This window comes from Jujubicoccus corallicola (genome assembly GCF_047345645.1).
GTDB lineage: Bacteria > Pseudomonadota > Alphaproteobacteria > Rhodobacterales > Rhodobacteraceae > JBLEFH01.
This window is the reverse complement of record NZ_JBLEFH010000001.1, coordinates 303,733-319,118: the sequence shown is the minus strand read 5'-3', so window position 1 is coordinate 319,118 and position 15,386 is coordinate 303,733. Positions and strand designations below refer to the sequence as shown.

Annotated in this window: 13 protein-coding genes and 1 tRNA gene; 4 read left to right on the top strand and 10 right to left on the bottom strand. The window is 56.2% G+C overall.

Features of this window, described 5'->3' with window-relative positions; translation table 11 throughout:
* Window positions 1–67: 67 nt before the first annotated feature.
* The 9 genes from ACMA5I_RS01530 to ACMA5I_RS01490 all read right to left on the bottom strand — a co-directional run bounded on the left by ACMA5I_RS01530 (window position 68) and on the right by ACMA5I_RS01490 (window position 10,147).
* Complete coding sequence (locus tag ACMA5I_RS01530; RefSeq protein ID WP_525884456.1) at window positions 68–1,120, bottom strand: ABC transporter ATP-binding protein; 1,053 nt, start codon at window positions 1,118–1,120, stop codon at window positions 68–70.
* Window positions 1,121–2,304: 1,184 nt separating this feature from the next.
* Window positions 2,305–3,066, bottom strand: a complete 762-nt coding sequence (locus tag ACMA5I_RS01525; protein ID WP_525884455.1) for an SDR family oxidoreductase — start codon at window positions 3,064–3,066, stop codon at window positions 2,305–2,307.
* A gap of 38 nt (window positions 3,067–3,104) precedes the next feature.
* Window positions 3,105–3,929, bottom strand: a complete 825-nt coding sequence (locus ACMA5I_RS01520) for an SDR family oxidoreductase (protein ID WP_525884454.1) — start codon at window positions 3,927–3,929, stop codon at window positions 3,105–3,107.
* A 47-nt stretch (window positions 3,930–3,976) separates the two neighbouring features.
* Window positions 3,977–4,186 carry a 2-hydroxymuconate tautomerase gene (thmT, locus tag ACMA5I_RS01515; protein ID WP_525884702.1) on the bottom strand — a complete coding sequence of 70 codons (210 nt, stop codon included), beginning with the start codon at window positions 4,184–4,186 and terminating at the stop codon, window positions 3,977–3,979.
* A gap of 5 nt (window positions 4,187–4,191) precedes the next feature.
* The gene (locus tag ACMA5I_RS01510; protein ID WP_525884453.1) at window positions 4,192–5,004 is read right to left on the bottom strand and encodes a class I fructose-bisphosphate aldolase; all 813 of its coding nucleotides are present in this window, start codon (window positions 5,002–5,004) and stop codon (window positions 4,192–4,194) included.
* A 49-nt stretch (window positions 5,005–5,053) separates the two neighbouring features.
* Entirely contained in the window at window positions 5,054–6,445 is a 1,392-nt protein-coding gene (locus ACMA5I_RS01505; protein WP_525884452.1) for an FAD-binding oxidoreductase, read from the bottom strand.
* A gap of 151 nt (window positions 6,446–6,596) precedes the next feature.
* Window positions 6,597–7,538 (bottom strand): ABC transporter permease, encoded by a 942-nt coding sequence (locus ACMA5I_RS01500; protein ID WP_525884451.1) that lies wholly within the window; start codon window positions 7,536–7,538, stop codon window positions 6,597–6,599.
* Between the two features lie 37 nt (window positions 7,539–7,575).
* Window positions 7,576–9,135, bottom strand: coding sequence for a sugar ABC transporter ATP-binding protein (locus tag ACMA5I_RS01495; RefSeq protein ID WP_525884450.1), 1,560 nt, complete (start codon window positions 9,133–9,135; stop codon window positions 7,576–7,578).
* 43 nt (window positions 9,136–9,178) lie between these two features.
* A complete protein-coding gene (locus ACMA5I_RS01490) occupies window positions 9,179–10,147 on the bottom strand; it encodes a substrate-binding domain-containing protein (RefSeq protein WP_525884449.1) in 969 nt (322 codons plus the stop codon).
* Between the two features lie 311 nt (window positions 10,148–10,458).
* Here ACMA5I_RS01490 and ACMA5I_RS01485 point away from each other — a divergent pair, with 311 nt between their 5' ends.
* Both ACMA5I_RS01485 and ACMA5I_RS01480 read left to right on the top strand, forming a co-directional pair.
* Window positions 10,459–11,316 (top strand): YhfZ family protein, encoded by an 858-nt coding sequence (locus ACMA5I_RS01485; protein WP_525884448.1) that lies wholly within the window; start codon window positions 10,459–10,461, stop codon window positions 11,314–11,316.
* Window positions 11,317–11,392: 76 nt separating this feature from the next.
* Window positions 11,393–12,898 (top strand): xylulokinase, encoded by a 1,506-nt coding sequence (locus tag ACMA5I_RS01480; RefSeq protein ID WP_525884447.1) that lies wholly within the window; start codon window positions 11,393–11,395, stop codon window positions 12,896–12,898.
* A 181-nt stretch (window positions 12,899–13,079) separates the two neighbouring features.
* On the opposite strand, the gene ACMA5I_RS01475 is transcribed toward ACMA5I_RS01480, so the two are convergent.
* Window positions 13,080–13,155: transfer RNA gene (locus tag ACMA5I_RS01475), tRNA-Lys, on the bottom strand.
* Between the two features lie 133 nt (window positions 13,156–13,288).
* Between ACMA5I_RS01475 and dapF the strand changes: the two genes are divergently transcribed.
* Window positions 13,289–14,098 carry a diaminopimelate epimerase gene (gene dapF / locus ACMA5I_RS01470; RefSeq protein ID WP_525884446.1) on the top strand — a complete coding sequence of 270 codons (810 nt, stop codon included), beginning with the start codon at window positions 13,289–13,291 and terminating at the stop codon, window positions 14,096–14,098.
* Window positions 14,095–15,357: a tRNA (N(6)-L-threonylcarbamoyladenosine(37)-C(2))-methylthiotransferase MtaB gene (mtaB, locus tag ACMA5I_RS01465; protein WP_525884445.1), complete on the top strand. Its 1,263-nt coding sequence runs from the start codon at window positions 14,095–14,097 to the stop codon at window positions 15,355–15,357. The genes dapF and mtaB overlap by 4 nt, the downstream gene beginning before the upstream one ends.
* Window positions 15,358–15,386 lie beyond the last annotated feature (29 nt).

Genomic DNA, 15,386 nt, shown 5'->3' with positions numbered 1-15,386 from the left:
AACAATCAGGTAAGTCAATGGAGCGCGGAACCATCGAGTGAATTTCATCCCTTCCGGCCGCGCACCCCTACCGTTTTGCCCGCTCGAAAACGAAATAGGCGTCCTTCGGCGGGAGCAGCGTCACTTTTCCGCCCGGCTCCATGGGCCGCAGATCACGGTTGCGCGCCCGCAAGGACGTCCCGCCAATCATCATACTGACAAAGGTTTCGTTACCTAGAAATCGCATATGGCGAATCTCTGCGGCGACACCTCGATCCGCCCCGTTTGGCGCGACATTCAGGTGATGCGGGCGGATCACCACCTCCGCATGGGCCCCTTCGGCAAGGCCGCGCGCGTCGAAAGCGCCAAGCTTCGTCTCGACTCGCCCATCGACGACCTGCCCTTCCAAAACGTTGATATCGCTGAAAAATGCCGCCGCTTCTTTGTCGACTGGCGCGTTATAGAGCTCATCCGGACTGCCCTCCTGCACGATCCGCCCGGCCCGCATCAGCGCGATCGTGTCGGCCACATCCATCGCCTCCTCCGGCTCATGGGTGACCATCACAACCGAGGTGCCCTCCTCACGCAGGATCGACAGGGTTTCGCTCCGAATATCCTCGCGCAGCCGCTGATCGAGCCCCGAAAACGGCTCGTCGAGCAACATGATCCGCGGCCGCGGCGCAAGCGCCCGCGCCAGCGCGATCCGCTGCTGCTCCCCGCCCGACAGCTCATGCGGAAACCGCGCCTCATAGCCCGACATATTCACCCGCGCGAGCACTTCGGCCACCCGTGCGGGCGTCTCCTTGCTCCGCCGCGGCAGCCCGAAAGCGACATTCTGCGCGATGGTTTTATGCGGAAAGAGCGCGAAATCCTGAAAGAGCAACCCGACACCGCGCCGCTCCGGCGGCACGATGCTCTTGCCATCCACCAGCGCGACACCATCGGCGAACACCTGACCGCTATCAGGCCGCTCCACCCCCGCAATCATCCGCAGCGTCGTCGACTTCCCGCAGCCCGACGGCCCCAACAAACAGGTCACCTGCCCGGCTGCAAGGCGAAAGGAGACATCCTCCACCGCAGACTGCCCGGCGATATGGCGAGTCAAATTGCGAACATCGAGCCGCCAGTCGCTGGAAGTCATGACACCTTGCCTTACTAAAAGAGTAGGTTATTGATTATCAGCGCGCTCCCGGCGGCGCAAGCAAGTGGCGAGGTCCGCTCATACAAAAAAGCTCCCTCAGCGGGGAGCGTTTTCGATAGCCTTTTTGCCAAGCGACATAAGCGGGCAATTCAGGTGAACTTTCATATCATGTGATGCTATATTTCATGGCCACTGCGACAAGAACATCTACCTCAAACGACATGCGCCTCCACCTCAACTCTTGTAGAAACGCATTCCTGTAGCCGCTTTAAAGTGGAGGACACACCCATACAAATATCGAAATAATTCTCGCATAAAATATGCGAAGAATTACTTACCTTACTTGAAACAAAATATCCAGCTATAGGAAGTCGGTAGCGACGGCCTGCCCTTCTGAAAACCTAGATGGCACCGTCTTTGGCGGCGTAAGTTAATGATGCCCTGACCCGCATCATCGCAAACTTAGTCGAAGTGGATTACTCTGATGCGTTTCATATCGACCTTCAGATGGTGAAGGTGAGGACTATGGAGATCGCGGAGACAGTCAATATAGTCACAAATGACGATTTCGGCCTTAGCTCGCTACGGTATTTCGGCATTCGCGCAATGCGCGAGATACACTGGCGATGCTAGCTGTGTAGCGTGCGATTGATGCAAAATCGCCGAAAAGTTACAAGCATCCCAAGAACATTGTGTCCGACGATCATTCTCGCATTGCTTTACTTGCACGAGAAACACCTTGGGAACCGCGCGTCCCAGCGAGGCAAGGCATCGGCTGTGTTTCGAATTGTCCTTGGGGCTATCGCGCTGGTTAGAGGGTCCGACAGACCGATTCACAGCTTCGGGAAGGATCAGCCGCTCAATCAGTTAAGACTGCGCTGTCTAACTAATCTGATGAAATTTTGAAGCAGACCCAGAGCACCGTCAATGACCAGCTCAGACATGCAATAACGCTCGCTCTAAAAAGAACTCCGCATGAGCCACCCAAACGCTGGATAACCTTTTGAACGCCCCAATATAACGATCCTAGAAACATTTACGAACCACGGTTAACATCAGTGGCGAAAACTCCGTTAGATTAACGCTTCTTTCAGAACAATTATCGCCGCATTGGTCTATTGCTGTGATCCCGCCGAAGTCACCTGAATGAGAGCCGCGGCAGGACCATTTATCTTATTCCCCTATCAGTTCAGGGTCATCGGTTGCCCCGTCGCGTGCAGGATATTTCCGGTCACGTAATCCGAGTCCTCGCTGGCCAGAAACATCAAAGTCGGCATGATATCTTCCACTTCACCGACGCGGTTCAGGACATTTTTAGACCTCGCAGCACGCATGGTCGCCTTGACATCCTCGGGTTGTGCGTCTGCCATCGGTGTCCAGGCCGCAGGAGAGATCGCATTTACATTAATGCCATATTCCATAAGTTCCAGCGCCCAACTCAATGTAAACGCTGCAACACCAAGCTTTGCCGCTGCATAATTGCTGTCACCGGCACGACCGCGCAGGGCAACGCGGCTGACGACATTGATAATCTTGCCGCTACCGCGTGGTTTCATCGACTCGCGCACTGCCGCGCGCGAAACATAGAAAACGGCATCAAGATTCACGTCCATCACCCGGCGGTAATCATGGTCTGACATCTCAAACATCTTCCCATGCGCCGAAATACCTGCGTTATTGTAAAGAATGTCAACTTGGCCGAATTCTTCCATTGCCGCTTTGACAAGCGCCTCGCCGGCTTCCGGGGTTCCCATGGCGTCGCCGTTGGCGAGCGCAGCGCCACCTGCAGCGACAATCGCCTCTGCGGCGTCTTGCGCAGCAGCGATATTGACATCGTTGATGACAACTTTTGCACCCTCGCGGGCGAAGGCTTCAGCAGCAGCGCGGCCAATTCCAACGCCTCCACCCGTTACGATAGCGACTTTTCCATTCAGCTTTCCTGACATTGTCTCTTCCTCTTCATTTCGAATTTGTTGATCACGCGTCAGCGGGCGAACGCCAGCTGGTTTCCGCCATCGACACTGAGAATATTGCCGGTCATCTTGATCGAACGATCCGAAGCGAAGAAAGCGACGGCATCTGCGACGTCCTCCGGCAGAATAGATTGCTTCAGCAATGTGCGATTGCGATAATATTCTTCAAGTTGATCGGGCTCGACCCCATAGGCCGCTGCCCTTTCCGCGCGCCAAGGGCCGTCCCAAATTGCAGAGCCGCGAATTACGGCCTCGGTGCTGACAGTGTTGGCCCTGACACCAACTGCGGCCCCCTCAAGCGCGACGCAGCGCGCGAGATTCACCTCAGCCGCCTTGGCTGCGCAATAGGCCGAGGCATTGACCGATGCCGTCAGTCCGTTCTTGGAACCGATAAAGACGATGTTGCCGCCGGTCCCCTGTGCCGTAAAAAAGCGCAGTGCCTCGCGGGATACCAGAAAATATCCCTTACCGAGGATGTCCATGCAACGATCCCAGTCGTCAACGGCCGTTTCTGTCAATGGGGCGGCAAAGGCAATGCCTGCATTTGATACCACGATGTTGATCTGACCGAAATTCTGACGACCTTCGGCAAAAGCTCGGGCGACAGAGTCCTCATCCACAACATTCAGTTCGGTATGGAAAACCTTGTCTTCGCCGAATTCGGCCGCGAGCGCCTCGGTAGCGCTGGCAAGCGTATCGCGATTGATATCGGTCATGATAACCCGCCCACCATCACGAAGCAGACGCGCGGCAATCGCCTTGCCGATACCTCCCGCAGCGCCCGTGACTAGGGCAACCGCCCCTTTCAGGTCGTCAGGGCTGTCATTTTTACTCACGTGCTACACTCCTTGCTCTGTTCCAAGTCAACATCTGTCCGGGCAGGTTAATCAGCTGGTGGCGTCGCGCGCATTTCGCCACCGACGCATTGGTTGTGACGCGGAAGATCCGTCCAGAAGATCATAACCTTCTCGGCAGCCAAGCCGGTGTGTTTGGATACGGATTCCGTAATGTCGCGAGAAATCGCCGCTTTCTGTTCGTGCGTGCGACCTTCGCTGATGTCGATACGAATAATGGGCATTGTCTTTCTCCTTATGATTCTTATTGGCCGTGAACTGTGGCAGCTGTCCGTGCCACCGCGTCAGCGGGGTCGGGCTGCGAATAGACGTTGCGGCCAACAGCCACGCCTCTCGCTCCGGATGACATGGCGCCACCCAAAAAGGTCAGAAACTCGTCAAAAGTATCGGTTTTCGCACCGCCCATCATGACGACAGGCGAGGCGCTGGCTTCGACGACCTCGGAAAAGCTTTCTGGGCTCCCGGTATATTCCACTTTAACGATATCTGCGCCAACTTCAGAGGCGATGCGCGCCATCAGGGCAACGTTTTCAGTACTGTTGTATTGCGCTGGATCAACTGCGTCTCCGCGCGCGAGCGGCTCACAGACCACCGGCAGTTGGCAGCGACGCGCCTCTTCGCAAATCTGGCCGAGCAGTTCCAGCTCTTCTGCATCACGGTTCGGATCCTTCCAACCAAGGAAGGTGTAGAGATGATAGGCATCGGCACCAAGACGAAGGGCCTCTTCCACTGAGGCAATAGGCGACATGCGATGCGCCGCGCCTCCGCCGCCGAAACGATCCGCGGCACGCCAGGTCGCCGTATATCCCGCGGACATGATGATCGCCGGACCACCGCGACCAGAGATGATGTCGAGATTGGCACGCAAGCCGCCAGGTGTCACCATGACCGCATCACAGTTGCCTCCAACCGCACCCTTAACGACCTTTCGGACTTCGTTATTATTCTGCATTCCAGCAACCGGCCCGAAATACATTGCATTGCTGAGCGCAATAATAACCGACTTGCCACTTTCCTTGTTGAAAAGGCGATCCAACCGCATTTGAAGACCAGTCATATGCTTTCCTTTATCTTGATTTCATCTGTCGTGAGGTTCCTCGGGATGGTTATTCGAGAAGCCGGGCAAAAAGTGTGTTCTCAGGATCGACGGCTGACTTCAGCCTTGCATGCAGCCTACCCTGATCGCTGTTCTGATAGCGTTTTGCGCGAACGGCGCCGATGCCATGGTGATGCGAAAGGGTTCCGCCATGCTCAGCAACGGTCGCGATGACGTCCTCCCAAATCTGAGCCCAATCGGCGAGAACGGCTTCGTCGGTTTCGTTTTCAACCCAGAAGATCGCGTAAAGGCAGGCACCGGTCTGATAGGCGTGCGAGAAATGCGCGAAGAATTCGGTTGTGCGTTTTCCGACCTTTTCTTCAAGGACCTCGACACAACGCGCGGCAGTGCTCCATGGCAGGGAAAGCTCTACGGTATCGAACATTTTGCCGGTTTCGCTGTTGCGATCCTCCATCATGGTCTCGACCTGATAGCGCCGCACATACCAGTTGGCAGCGACGTCTTCATTCAGCAACCAACCGCCGCATTGCCGTATAATCTGTTCAGCCGCCGATTGCAGGGGGCCAAGCGCCTGCGCCGGAGCGGACATCGTGAAATTCAGCAGCGCAAAGGGTTCCTGACCCGGTGCCACGACATGCGCCGTTTCAGCAATGTTATAAGAGCGAAGCAATGCTACCGGAAAACCGCCCTGGACAAGCTGTCGCTGTGCTTCAATTGCACCGCTGAAATCGTTAAAACCCGCAGCCATCTGTACTGTCGGCAATTGCCTGAAGACGGCAAGGGTAACTTTGGTGACGATGGCCAGAGACCCCTCGGTTCCGATGAGGGTTCGGATCGGATCCAGACCACCTGACGGCCGGGGGCTTGAATTGATGCTGACAATCTCACCGGTTGGAAGCACTGCCTCAATCCCGGTCACGACATCCTCAATTCCGCCGTAAAGCGTTGATAAGCCGCCCGCAGCACGTGTGTTGACCCACCCGCCGACGGTTGACATATACAGCGATTGCGGCGTCTGCCCAAGCTCGAAGCCCCGTTTCAGGAGATACTGCTGGAGGTCGCCGCCATTCACACCAGCACCGACCGTCACCCGGCAATCGGTCGGGTCGAATGCCTCGATATCTGTCATTCGTTCGGTGGAGCAGTAAATTCCGGGCGAACCATCAAAGCAGCCAACGACGCTTGATCCCAAACCAAACGCTGCGATTTTGATGCCGTGCTTGCGGGCTTCGGCGAAGACAGTCGCGACGGCAGATGCATCTTGCGGGTAGCAGACAACTGCTTTTGACGCCTCATCTGCCTGACTGCTTTCTTTAAACCGGCGAGGCCAATGATCTCCCCGCGGGCCGTTTGTGGCACAGAACTCGGCATCGATACCGGCCTGTTTGAGCGCTCCGATAATTGCCTGGCAGGTCTCTGCTTCCATATTGGTCTGGGTCACTGTTTATCTCCGTTCTTTTCTCACCACGCGGCAAATCTCTTTAGACTATGGCGTGATCGACTTATCCCCTGAGGTTAATGTAACTAGTTGTTATATCGACTTTTTTACTTTCTCCGAACACTTCGACATTCCTGATTTCGGCGAAATGGCTTCACGCTTTGCGCCGAACCGCGACGTTCAAAAGTACGGCAAGAAGAATAACGAGCCCGCGCACCACGCTTTGCAGATACGGATTCATCCCAAGCAGAACGAGACCGTTGGAAAGTACCGCAATGAAGAGCACCCCGATCAACGTACCCGTTACATTACCGCTTCCGCCAGAAAGGCTGGCGCCTCCCACAACCACCGCAGCAATGACATCGAATTCGAAGCCCTCTGCGGCATTCGCGTTGCCAGACGAAAGGCGCGCATCAATCAGTAGCCCGACAAGCGCCGCAAATAGTCCCGTGGCTGCAAGTGCGAGTATTTTGATGCGCGAGACCGCGATCCCGACTAGCCGGGCCGATGCCTCATTCCCGCCTACAGCATAAACGCTGCGACCGAAGGCCGTGTATTTCGCTATGTAGAAATATCCCAGGAAAACAACTGCGGCGAAATAAACCGGCACCGGCACGCCCAGCCAGTCGCCGCCAAGAAGCACTCTATAGCTGCTGTCCTGGATAAAGACGGCGTGGCCATTGCTGCTCCAGATCGCCAAGCCGCGCAGTGCTCCCCAAAGTGCAAGCGTCGTCACGAAAGACGGGACATTGAAATAGCTGCGCATGGCCCCCACAAACGCGCCCGAAAGAAAGCCGACGAGCAAGATGAGAATGAACGCCAATGTCATGCCAACACCCGCTTGTGTGACAAGCAAGGCGAAGCTAACGCCTGCAAATGCAGCCAGCGGGCCGGAACTGATATCAATTTCGCCTGAGATCAGAACAAATGTCATGGGGATGGCGACAATCGCCACCAATGCGGCATTCCGCAGGATATTGAGCATGTTGTTCGCAGAGGTGAAGTTCGGCGCGATGACCGAAAAGACGAGCACCAGTATGATAAGCACGCCGAGAAGGCCAAAATCCCCAAGCCTTGATCTGGATATGGTGTTCATTGCAGCTTGCCTCCGTTAAAATTCAAAATGTCAGCGTCTACTGGCGCAAAAGCTGCGCAGTAACGGCTTCCAGACTTGTTTGATGCGTTGGCACCGAGACGGCTTCCCGCTCTCGGCCAACAAGGACCAGTCGATCGCAAACCTCGAACAGTTCTTCGAACTCCGAAGCAACCATCAGCACCGCGATGCCCTGTTCCGCGAGATCTCGGATCACCTCAAGAATTTGCATCCTCGCGTGAATGTCGACACCGCGAGAAGGCTCATCGAGTAAAAAGAGCCGCATATTGCCGCGTTTGATCCAACGGCCAAGCACAACCTTCTGCTGATTGCCGCCTGACAGATTCTCTATGGATTCTGACAGGTCAGAGATCTTTACGGACATTCGCTCAACAATATTCTGCGACGTCTTGCGTACATTTCGCCATTGAATATGTCCGAACAAAGACCGGCTGGAAAAATTTGGAAGCTCCAGATTTTCCATAACTGAGAACTGGCCAACGAAACCGTCCACCTTGCGCTCCTCTGGAACCAGGTAGACACCGCGTCTAATCATCTCGTTCAGCTGCGGCTTTTCAATATTCTCGCCATAAAGTTCATAGGTGTCGTAGGTACATGGCTCCACACCAACAAGTGCGCGGAGAAATTCAGACCGGCCTGCGCCCAGAAGCCCAGCAATGCCCACGATTTCGCCGGACCGGACATCCAGATCCAGGTTTTCGATACGTCCGGGAACTGAAAAATTTCGTAGCGACAATGCAACATCCGCGTCACTGAAGTCCCGGATGGATTTTGCAGTGTCCTCGCGCTGCTGCTCTGCGGCCTCACCCAGCATAAGCTGCGCGACTTTTTCCACCGAAATATCGGCAGAGTTCGCCTTGGTGATCAAGTCGCCGTCACGCAACACCATCACGGTGGTCGCGATTTCCTTCACTTCTCCCAGCCGGTGGGTAACGAACGCGACCGCTAGCCCTCTCTGGGCAATAGCGTGAATGCGGCGACTCATGATTTCCACTTCCTGACCAGAAAGCGTCGAAAACGGCTCGTCCAAGAGAAGAATTTTGGGCCTTTGCACCAAGGCGCGGGCGGTCTCCACAATCTGGCGCTCGGCGACCGAAAGCGACGAGACCAATGCGCGGACGTCGATCTGTTCTTCGTCCAATTCCGCAAGGATCGACTTTGCGGTCCTGTTCATCTCACTGTGGTCAATCCGACCGGCAAAGCATTGTGTTTTGGGCCAGCGGCCGAGCACAATGTTTTCTGCAACGGTGAGCGACTCGATGACGGAAAGCTCCTGGTGAACGGTGACGACACCAGCATCAAGCGCGTCCGAGGGCGTTTTGAAGTTCGCGGGTTCAGTACCCAGCATCATCTCGCCCTCATCAGGCTGAATGACACCCGACAGGATCTTGATAAGCGTCGACTTGCCCGAACCGTTTTTGCCGACGATGGCCGCCACTTCACCGGGGTGAAGCTCAACTGAAACATTGTTCAATGCCACAAGCTTGCCGTACCGCTTTGTTGCGTTGTGCAGGCTGATCAGGCTGGTTTCGTGTGTGTTTGTCATCTTTTCTACCCGCTCTGAAAATTGGCGGCGCACTGATTGGCAAGACCTTGTCTAGCGCGCCGCCTTCGGGAGGAAATTATTCCTGACCGTTCGCCTGCATCCATTCGGCCAACGCATCAGTATCTTCGGTCGTGTAGACCGTTGCAGGTACAACCGTGAGATCAGGCGACCCCTCAGCACCGTTGATGACCTCGAAGGCACGCGTCGCAGATTCCCTGCCAATGTCTACGGGGCTTTGCGCAATGGCCGCCTTGAGAATCGACCCTTCACGCAGGAACTCAACCATCTGCGGGATCAGGTCGCTTCCGAAAACGACGGTGTCGCCGGATTTTCCGCTGTATTCCACCGCAAGCATTGCACCCACGGAGCCGCCCTCAGCCGCAGCCCACATCATGTTGATATCCGGGTTGGATGTCAGCATGTCCTGAGCAACCGCGGTCGCTTCATCTGCAACCCAGGATTCCTGATCGGACAGGATCTCGTACTCCCCTCCTTCGGCAATAGCCTCAAGGAAACCACGCTTGCGATCCTGACACGCCTCGAAACGATCGCAATTCAAAATCCCAAGCTTAGGGGAGATCTCGTTGTCGGCTGCATATTGTGCCGCAACTTTACCGAGCTCATAACCGAAGGCATATTGGTCGGTCGTAAAGAACCCGCTGACCAGGCGCTCCCGATCCGCATCATTGATGCAAGTATTGTAGCAGATCACCGGAATGCCCGCGTCGACCATTCGCTCTACTGCGCCGACAGATGCATCCGCCGATGTCGGCGATATAATAACAGCGCCGACACCCGCACTTATAACCGTGTCAGCAAACTCGGATTCAGGAACCGGATTGTCGTTCGAAACGCTCTCCATGATCGTGCCACCGCCTTGCTCGGCGACGACATCCTTGACCCCTTCACCAACCTTAACGAAAAAGCCAAGCGAATTCATATAGAAGACGCCAAGCGACTCCCCTTCAGCGTAAGCCGCGCCCGCCATCATGCTGGCAGCGACGGACAAAGCGATACAGCTTGTGCGGAATTTGTAAGTTTTCATATTTTATCCTCCCATTTCCTGATGTCGCTTTGGTTGCGATGCTCCTCATGGCGGATTCTCCGACCGCAGGAGGGGCTCGCAGTGCGATTCTTCAGTTTCAATATTCAATACACTGATTATTGATATATGCAAGCAATTTTTTCCGCAAAGATGCTCTGCCGATGACTCACACGCACCTCAACACCTTGACCAAAGATTGAAGTTTTCCTAAATTTTCAAACCATCCCAATACTCGGATAACTGTAATCAGAGGGAGAGCCAGGCTGGAGCATCAGGCCGGACATATGCGAGGCAATCGAAGTCTCGCCCTTATGCAGGTTCTTGCGGGCCGGCTGCTGAATGCAAAGGTGGGTGACCGGTTTGAACGGCTTTCCGATATGCAACGCGAATTTCGCATGGGGGCGGGGACCATACAGACCGCCATCAAGCATATTGAAGATGCAGGTGGTGCATCCTTTCGCCGCTCTGGACATCAAGGAAGTTTCATCGAAACCCTGAACACGAGACAGCTTTGGAATATGTCCGGTCGCGCGCCGCTCATAGGCGCGTTTCCATCCTTCTCAGCGCCGGAGATGCGCGACGTGCGGGCAAGCCTGCGCTTGAAGTTTGGAAATGCAGGCATTCCCATGATTACTTCCGAACAGGCAGGCTCGGCGTCACGAATCCGCGCGGTTCTGGATGGTGATGCTGATTTTGCAGTTGTCTCAAAGGGCGCCGAACGACTGATCAGCGACGATGCTGCATCTGATCTCAAGACAATTAATTTCGAGGATGGCAGTTATTATCGCCCCGGATCGGTCGTGGTGCTCTTTAGAAAATCTGAGAAGGCGAGTACGGCAGAACGCCCGCGCCGCATTGCCGTCGATCCGACCTCCAGCGACCACTATCAGATGTCCATCGCAGAATTCGGGCCAATTGATCGATCTGAAAGGTTCGAGTGTAATTACCTGGAAATTCCCAGACAGATCCTGTCGGGAACTGTAGATGTCGCAATTTGGCATCAAGTTGACTCTTTGATTCCCTTTGATCTTGTCGGTCTTGGCTTTGCACCCCTGCGCAAGCCGGCAACACTGGATTTGCTTCTCACCTATTCCAGGATGATGCTGGTGACCCGCGCAGAGGATCGTTTTATCGGGCGCATTGCAGCTGAAAACATCAGGCAGGAGTGATGTCGAAAGGATTAATTGACACGCACAGCTTTCTAACTACATTATTCAATAATCAGATTATTGATGGAGGGGAGCCATGAATTATGTGATCGGGGTGGATTCGTCCACATCGGGCGTTAAGGCTGTCGTTTTTGATCAGGATGGACATCAGATCGCGATAGGACGCGCTAGCCTGACAATGAACGAGCCGAAACCGGGCTGGCATGAACAGGATTGTAGGGACTGGGTCTCAGGACTTTACACGGCACTTGATGATTTGAAGTCACAGATCGACCTTTCGGAGATGAAGGCGATCGCGGTGACCTGCCAGCGCGAAACCGTGGTGCTTCTTGACGAGAATGACGAGCCTGTCCGACCGGCTATCGTCTGGATGGATACGCGAGCGACAGAACAGGTAGAGCGCTTGGGAAGCGAAAAAGTTCACGCTATCACAGGCAAGCCTCCGGCGACGGTAAATGGCCTTTATAAGCTTATATGGCTTTATGAAAATGAGCCTGAATCCATCCGCCGTGCAAAGACCGTCTATGATGTAAGCGGATATCTTATGCACAAGCTCACCGGCATTCGCGCCACATGTTTCGCAACCGCCGATACGCTCAGTCTTGTCGATCTGAACAGCGAAGACTATGCGGAAGAGGTCATCTCTCTGGCGGGCCTCACCAAGGATCACTTCCCTCCATTTGTGCAAACCGGTGAAACCGTCGGGCAAATCACAGATGAAGTCGCGCGCAAGACGGGTCTGCCTCAGGGATTGCCGGTCATTTCAACCGTCGGCGATGGTCAGGCCGCTGGTGTCGGCGCAAATGTGACAGGGGGAGACCTTGCCTATTTGTCGCTTGGCACCGGTATCGCGCTTGGAGCAGCCGCAACCAATTACAGCTACAGCCCGGCCTACCGCACTTTGGTCGGCTACGCGCCGGGCACGTATTATCTTGAATGCTTGGTGGCCAACGGGTCCTATCTGATCAGTTGGTTCATCCGTAAATTCGAAATTGAAGGCGATAAGGAAACAGGAGAATCCGCCGAAGCCCGCCTTGAAGCGATGGCAAGAAAGGTCCCACCCGGCTCAGACGGACTGTTCTGTGTTCCATACTTCAACGGCTGTATGACGCCTCACTGGGATGGTGATTCCCGGGGGGCCTTTATCGGGTGGCGAGGTTCGCACGGTCAGGCCGAGATGTATCGCGCGATACTTGAGGGCATTTCCTTTGACATCAATCTCTGCCTTAACGGCGTAAACGACGCCAGAGGCAAGCCTATTGAAGGCTTGATCGTCATGGGCGGCGGAGCAAACAGTTCCCTGTGGTGCCAGCTCCTCGCCGATCTGACCGGATGTTATGTTCAGGTCTGTGAGCAGGACGAGGTGACCGCGCTTGGGGCAGCGATTCATGCTGCGGCGGGCATCGGCCTTTGCGGGACGTCATCCATAACCGAAACCGCGGACAGGATGACCCGCCTTGGCAAGCGCTTTGATCCAGATGCACAAATCCATGACCGTTACAGACGGCATTTCACCATCTATGAAACACTCTATGAGCGGCTATCCCAGACATACAAGTCCATAGCCGATCTCGCCCACTGAAGCCACGGACTGGAGGCGCAGATATGCCCTACGCCTCTTTGAACCCGCGTTTATAAGCTGGCTTTATTCAAAGTTTGGTTCTCTCGTGACCGGAGTTCACCCCATGAGCTTCGGGATGCGCAGAACCAGGTGTTTTCCGAGAAAAAGAGACAAACTTCGTGTCATCTTTCATTGTCGAAAATGGTGAGCCCGACAGGATTCGAACCTGTGACCCACTGATTAAAAGTCAGTTGCTCTACCAACTGAGCTACGGGCCCAACGCGGCGGAACCTAGGGCCGGGGCTGCGGAGGGTCAAGCCGAAAGTAAGCAATGGGACTCGATTTTTTTGCCGGGGGTGGTTATCTTCTCTCCTTCCCTGTAAATGCGGGGCTTTCGGAAAGGCTTGAGCCATGGGCAACCCCAGTGCTGCGCCTGTGACATTTCGCAAAATGCACGGGCTGGGCAATGACTTCGTGATTCTCGATTTGCGCGCGGGCGGCGCTCTGCCCGGCGCGGATCTTGTTGCGCGGATGGGGGACCGGCATCGGGGAATCGGTTTCGATCAATTGGCGGCGATTGAGGACGACGCGGAGGCCACGGCGCGGATCACTTTTTTCAACAGCGATGGCAGCCGGGCGGGCGCGTGCGGAAATGCGTCGCGTTGCCTTGCGATGATCCTGCTGAATGAGAGTGGCGCCGAGACGGGCGCGCTCAAGACGGATCGCGGGCTGCTGCCGATTGCCCGCTCGGGTGAGAATTTTACGGTCAATATGGGCCTGCCGCAGCAGGCGTGGGACGAGATCCCTCTGGCGCGCGATGTGGACCCGATGGCGCTACCGCTGGACGGATCACCCTCGGCGGTTGGCATGGGCAATCCACATTGTGTGTTTGTCGTCGAGGATGCGGAGGCGGCGGATCTGCCCACCCTTGGCCCGCGTTTCGAGCATGACCCACTCTTCCCGGAGCGCACCAATGTCGAGTTTATCTCGCTGATCGGCCCGGACCATCTGCGGATGCGAGTCTGGGAGCGCGGCGGGATGATCACGCAGGCTTGCGGCTCGGGCGCTTGCGCGGCGGCGGTGATCGCGGCGGAGCGCGGGCTGACCGGGCGCACGGTCCGCATCACGCTCGATGGCGGCGATCTGGAGATCGACTGGCGAACCGACGGCGTCTGGATGACCGGCCCAGCGACCCATGTGTTCGACGGGGTCTGGTCATGAGCGCGCCGCAATTCCATACCTTTGGCTGCCGCCTCAACGCTTACGAGACCGAGGCGATGAAGGAACTCGCCGCCGAGGCCGGGCTGGCCGGCGCGGAGGTCATCAACACCTGCGCCGTGACTGCCGAGGCCGTGCGCAAAGCCAAGCAGGATATTCGCCGCATTCGCCGTGAGAAGCCGGGCGCGAAAATCATTGTGACCGGCTGCGCGGCGCAGACCGAGCCGGAGACCTTCCGCGAAATGGACGAGGTTGATCTCGTCCTCGGCAACTTGGAAAAAATGCGCGCCGAAAGCTGGCAGAGTATCGCCAAGGGGCCGGATTTCATTGGCGAAAGCGAGAAAGTGCGCGTCGATGACATCATGTCGGCGACCGATACGGCGGGCCACCTGATCGACGGGTTCGGCACCCGCGCCCGCGCCTTTGTGCAGGTTCAAAACGGCTGCGATCACCGCTGCACCTTCTGCATTATTCCTTATGGCCGCGGCAATTCACGCTCGGTCGCGGCAGGTGTGGTGGTCGAGCAGATCAAGCGTTTGGTGGATCGCGGTTATCAGGAGGTCGTGCTCACCGGCGTCGATATGACGAGCTGGGGCGCGGATCTGCCCGGCCAGCCGCAGCTTGGCGATCTGGTGATGCGCATCCTCAAACTCGTGCCGGACCTGCCGCGCCTCAGAATCTCCTCCATCGACTCGATTGAGGCAGATGAACGCCTGATGGAAGCGATCGCGACGGAGCCGCGCCTGATGCCACATCTGCATCTCTCGCTTCAGGCGGGCGATGACATGATCCTCAAGCGCATGAAACGCCGCCATTTGCGCGACGATGCGATTGCCTTTTGCGAAGAGGCGCGGCGGCTGCGGCCCGATATGGTCTTCGGCGCGGATATCATCGCGGGCTTTCCGACCGAGACCGAAGAGATGTTCGCCAACTCGCTGAAACTGGTGGAGGAATGTGACCTCACCTGGCTGCATGTCTTCCCCTACTCGCCCCGCCAAGGCACCCCCGCCGCGCGGATGCCGCAAGTGCCGCGCGCGATTGGCAAGGAGCGGGCCGGACGGCTGCGCGCGCTTGGCGAGGCGCAAGTTGAAAAGCACCTCGCCGCGCAGATCGGCGCGCGCCATCAGATCCTCACCGAGAATCCGCAAATGGGCCGCACCAAGGGCTTTGCCGAGGTGATGCTGGACACTCCGCAAGAGGTCGGCACCCTTTGCGATGTTGTGATAAACGGGCAACATGGCGGGAGACTTACCGCTGCGTGAAACATTGCGGGCAGCGATAAGGGCGCTTA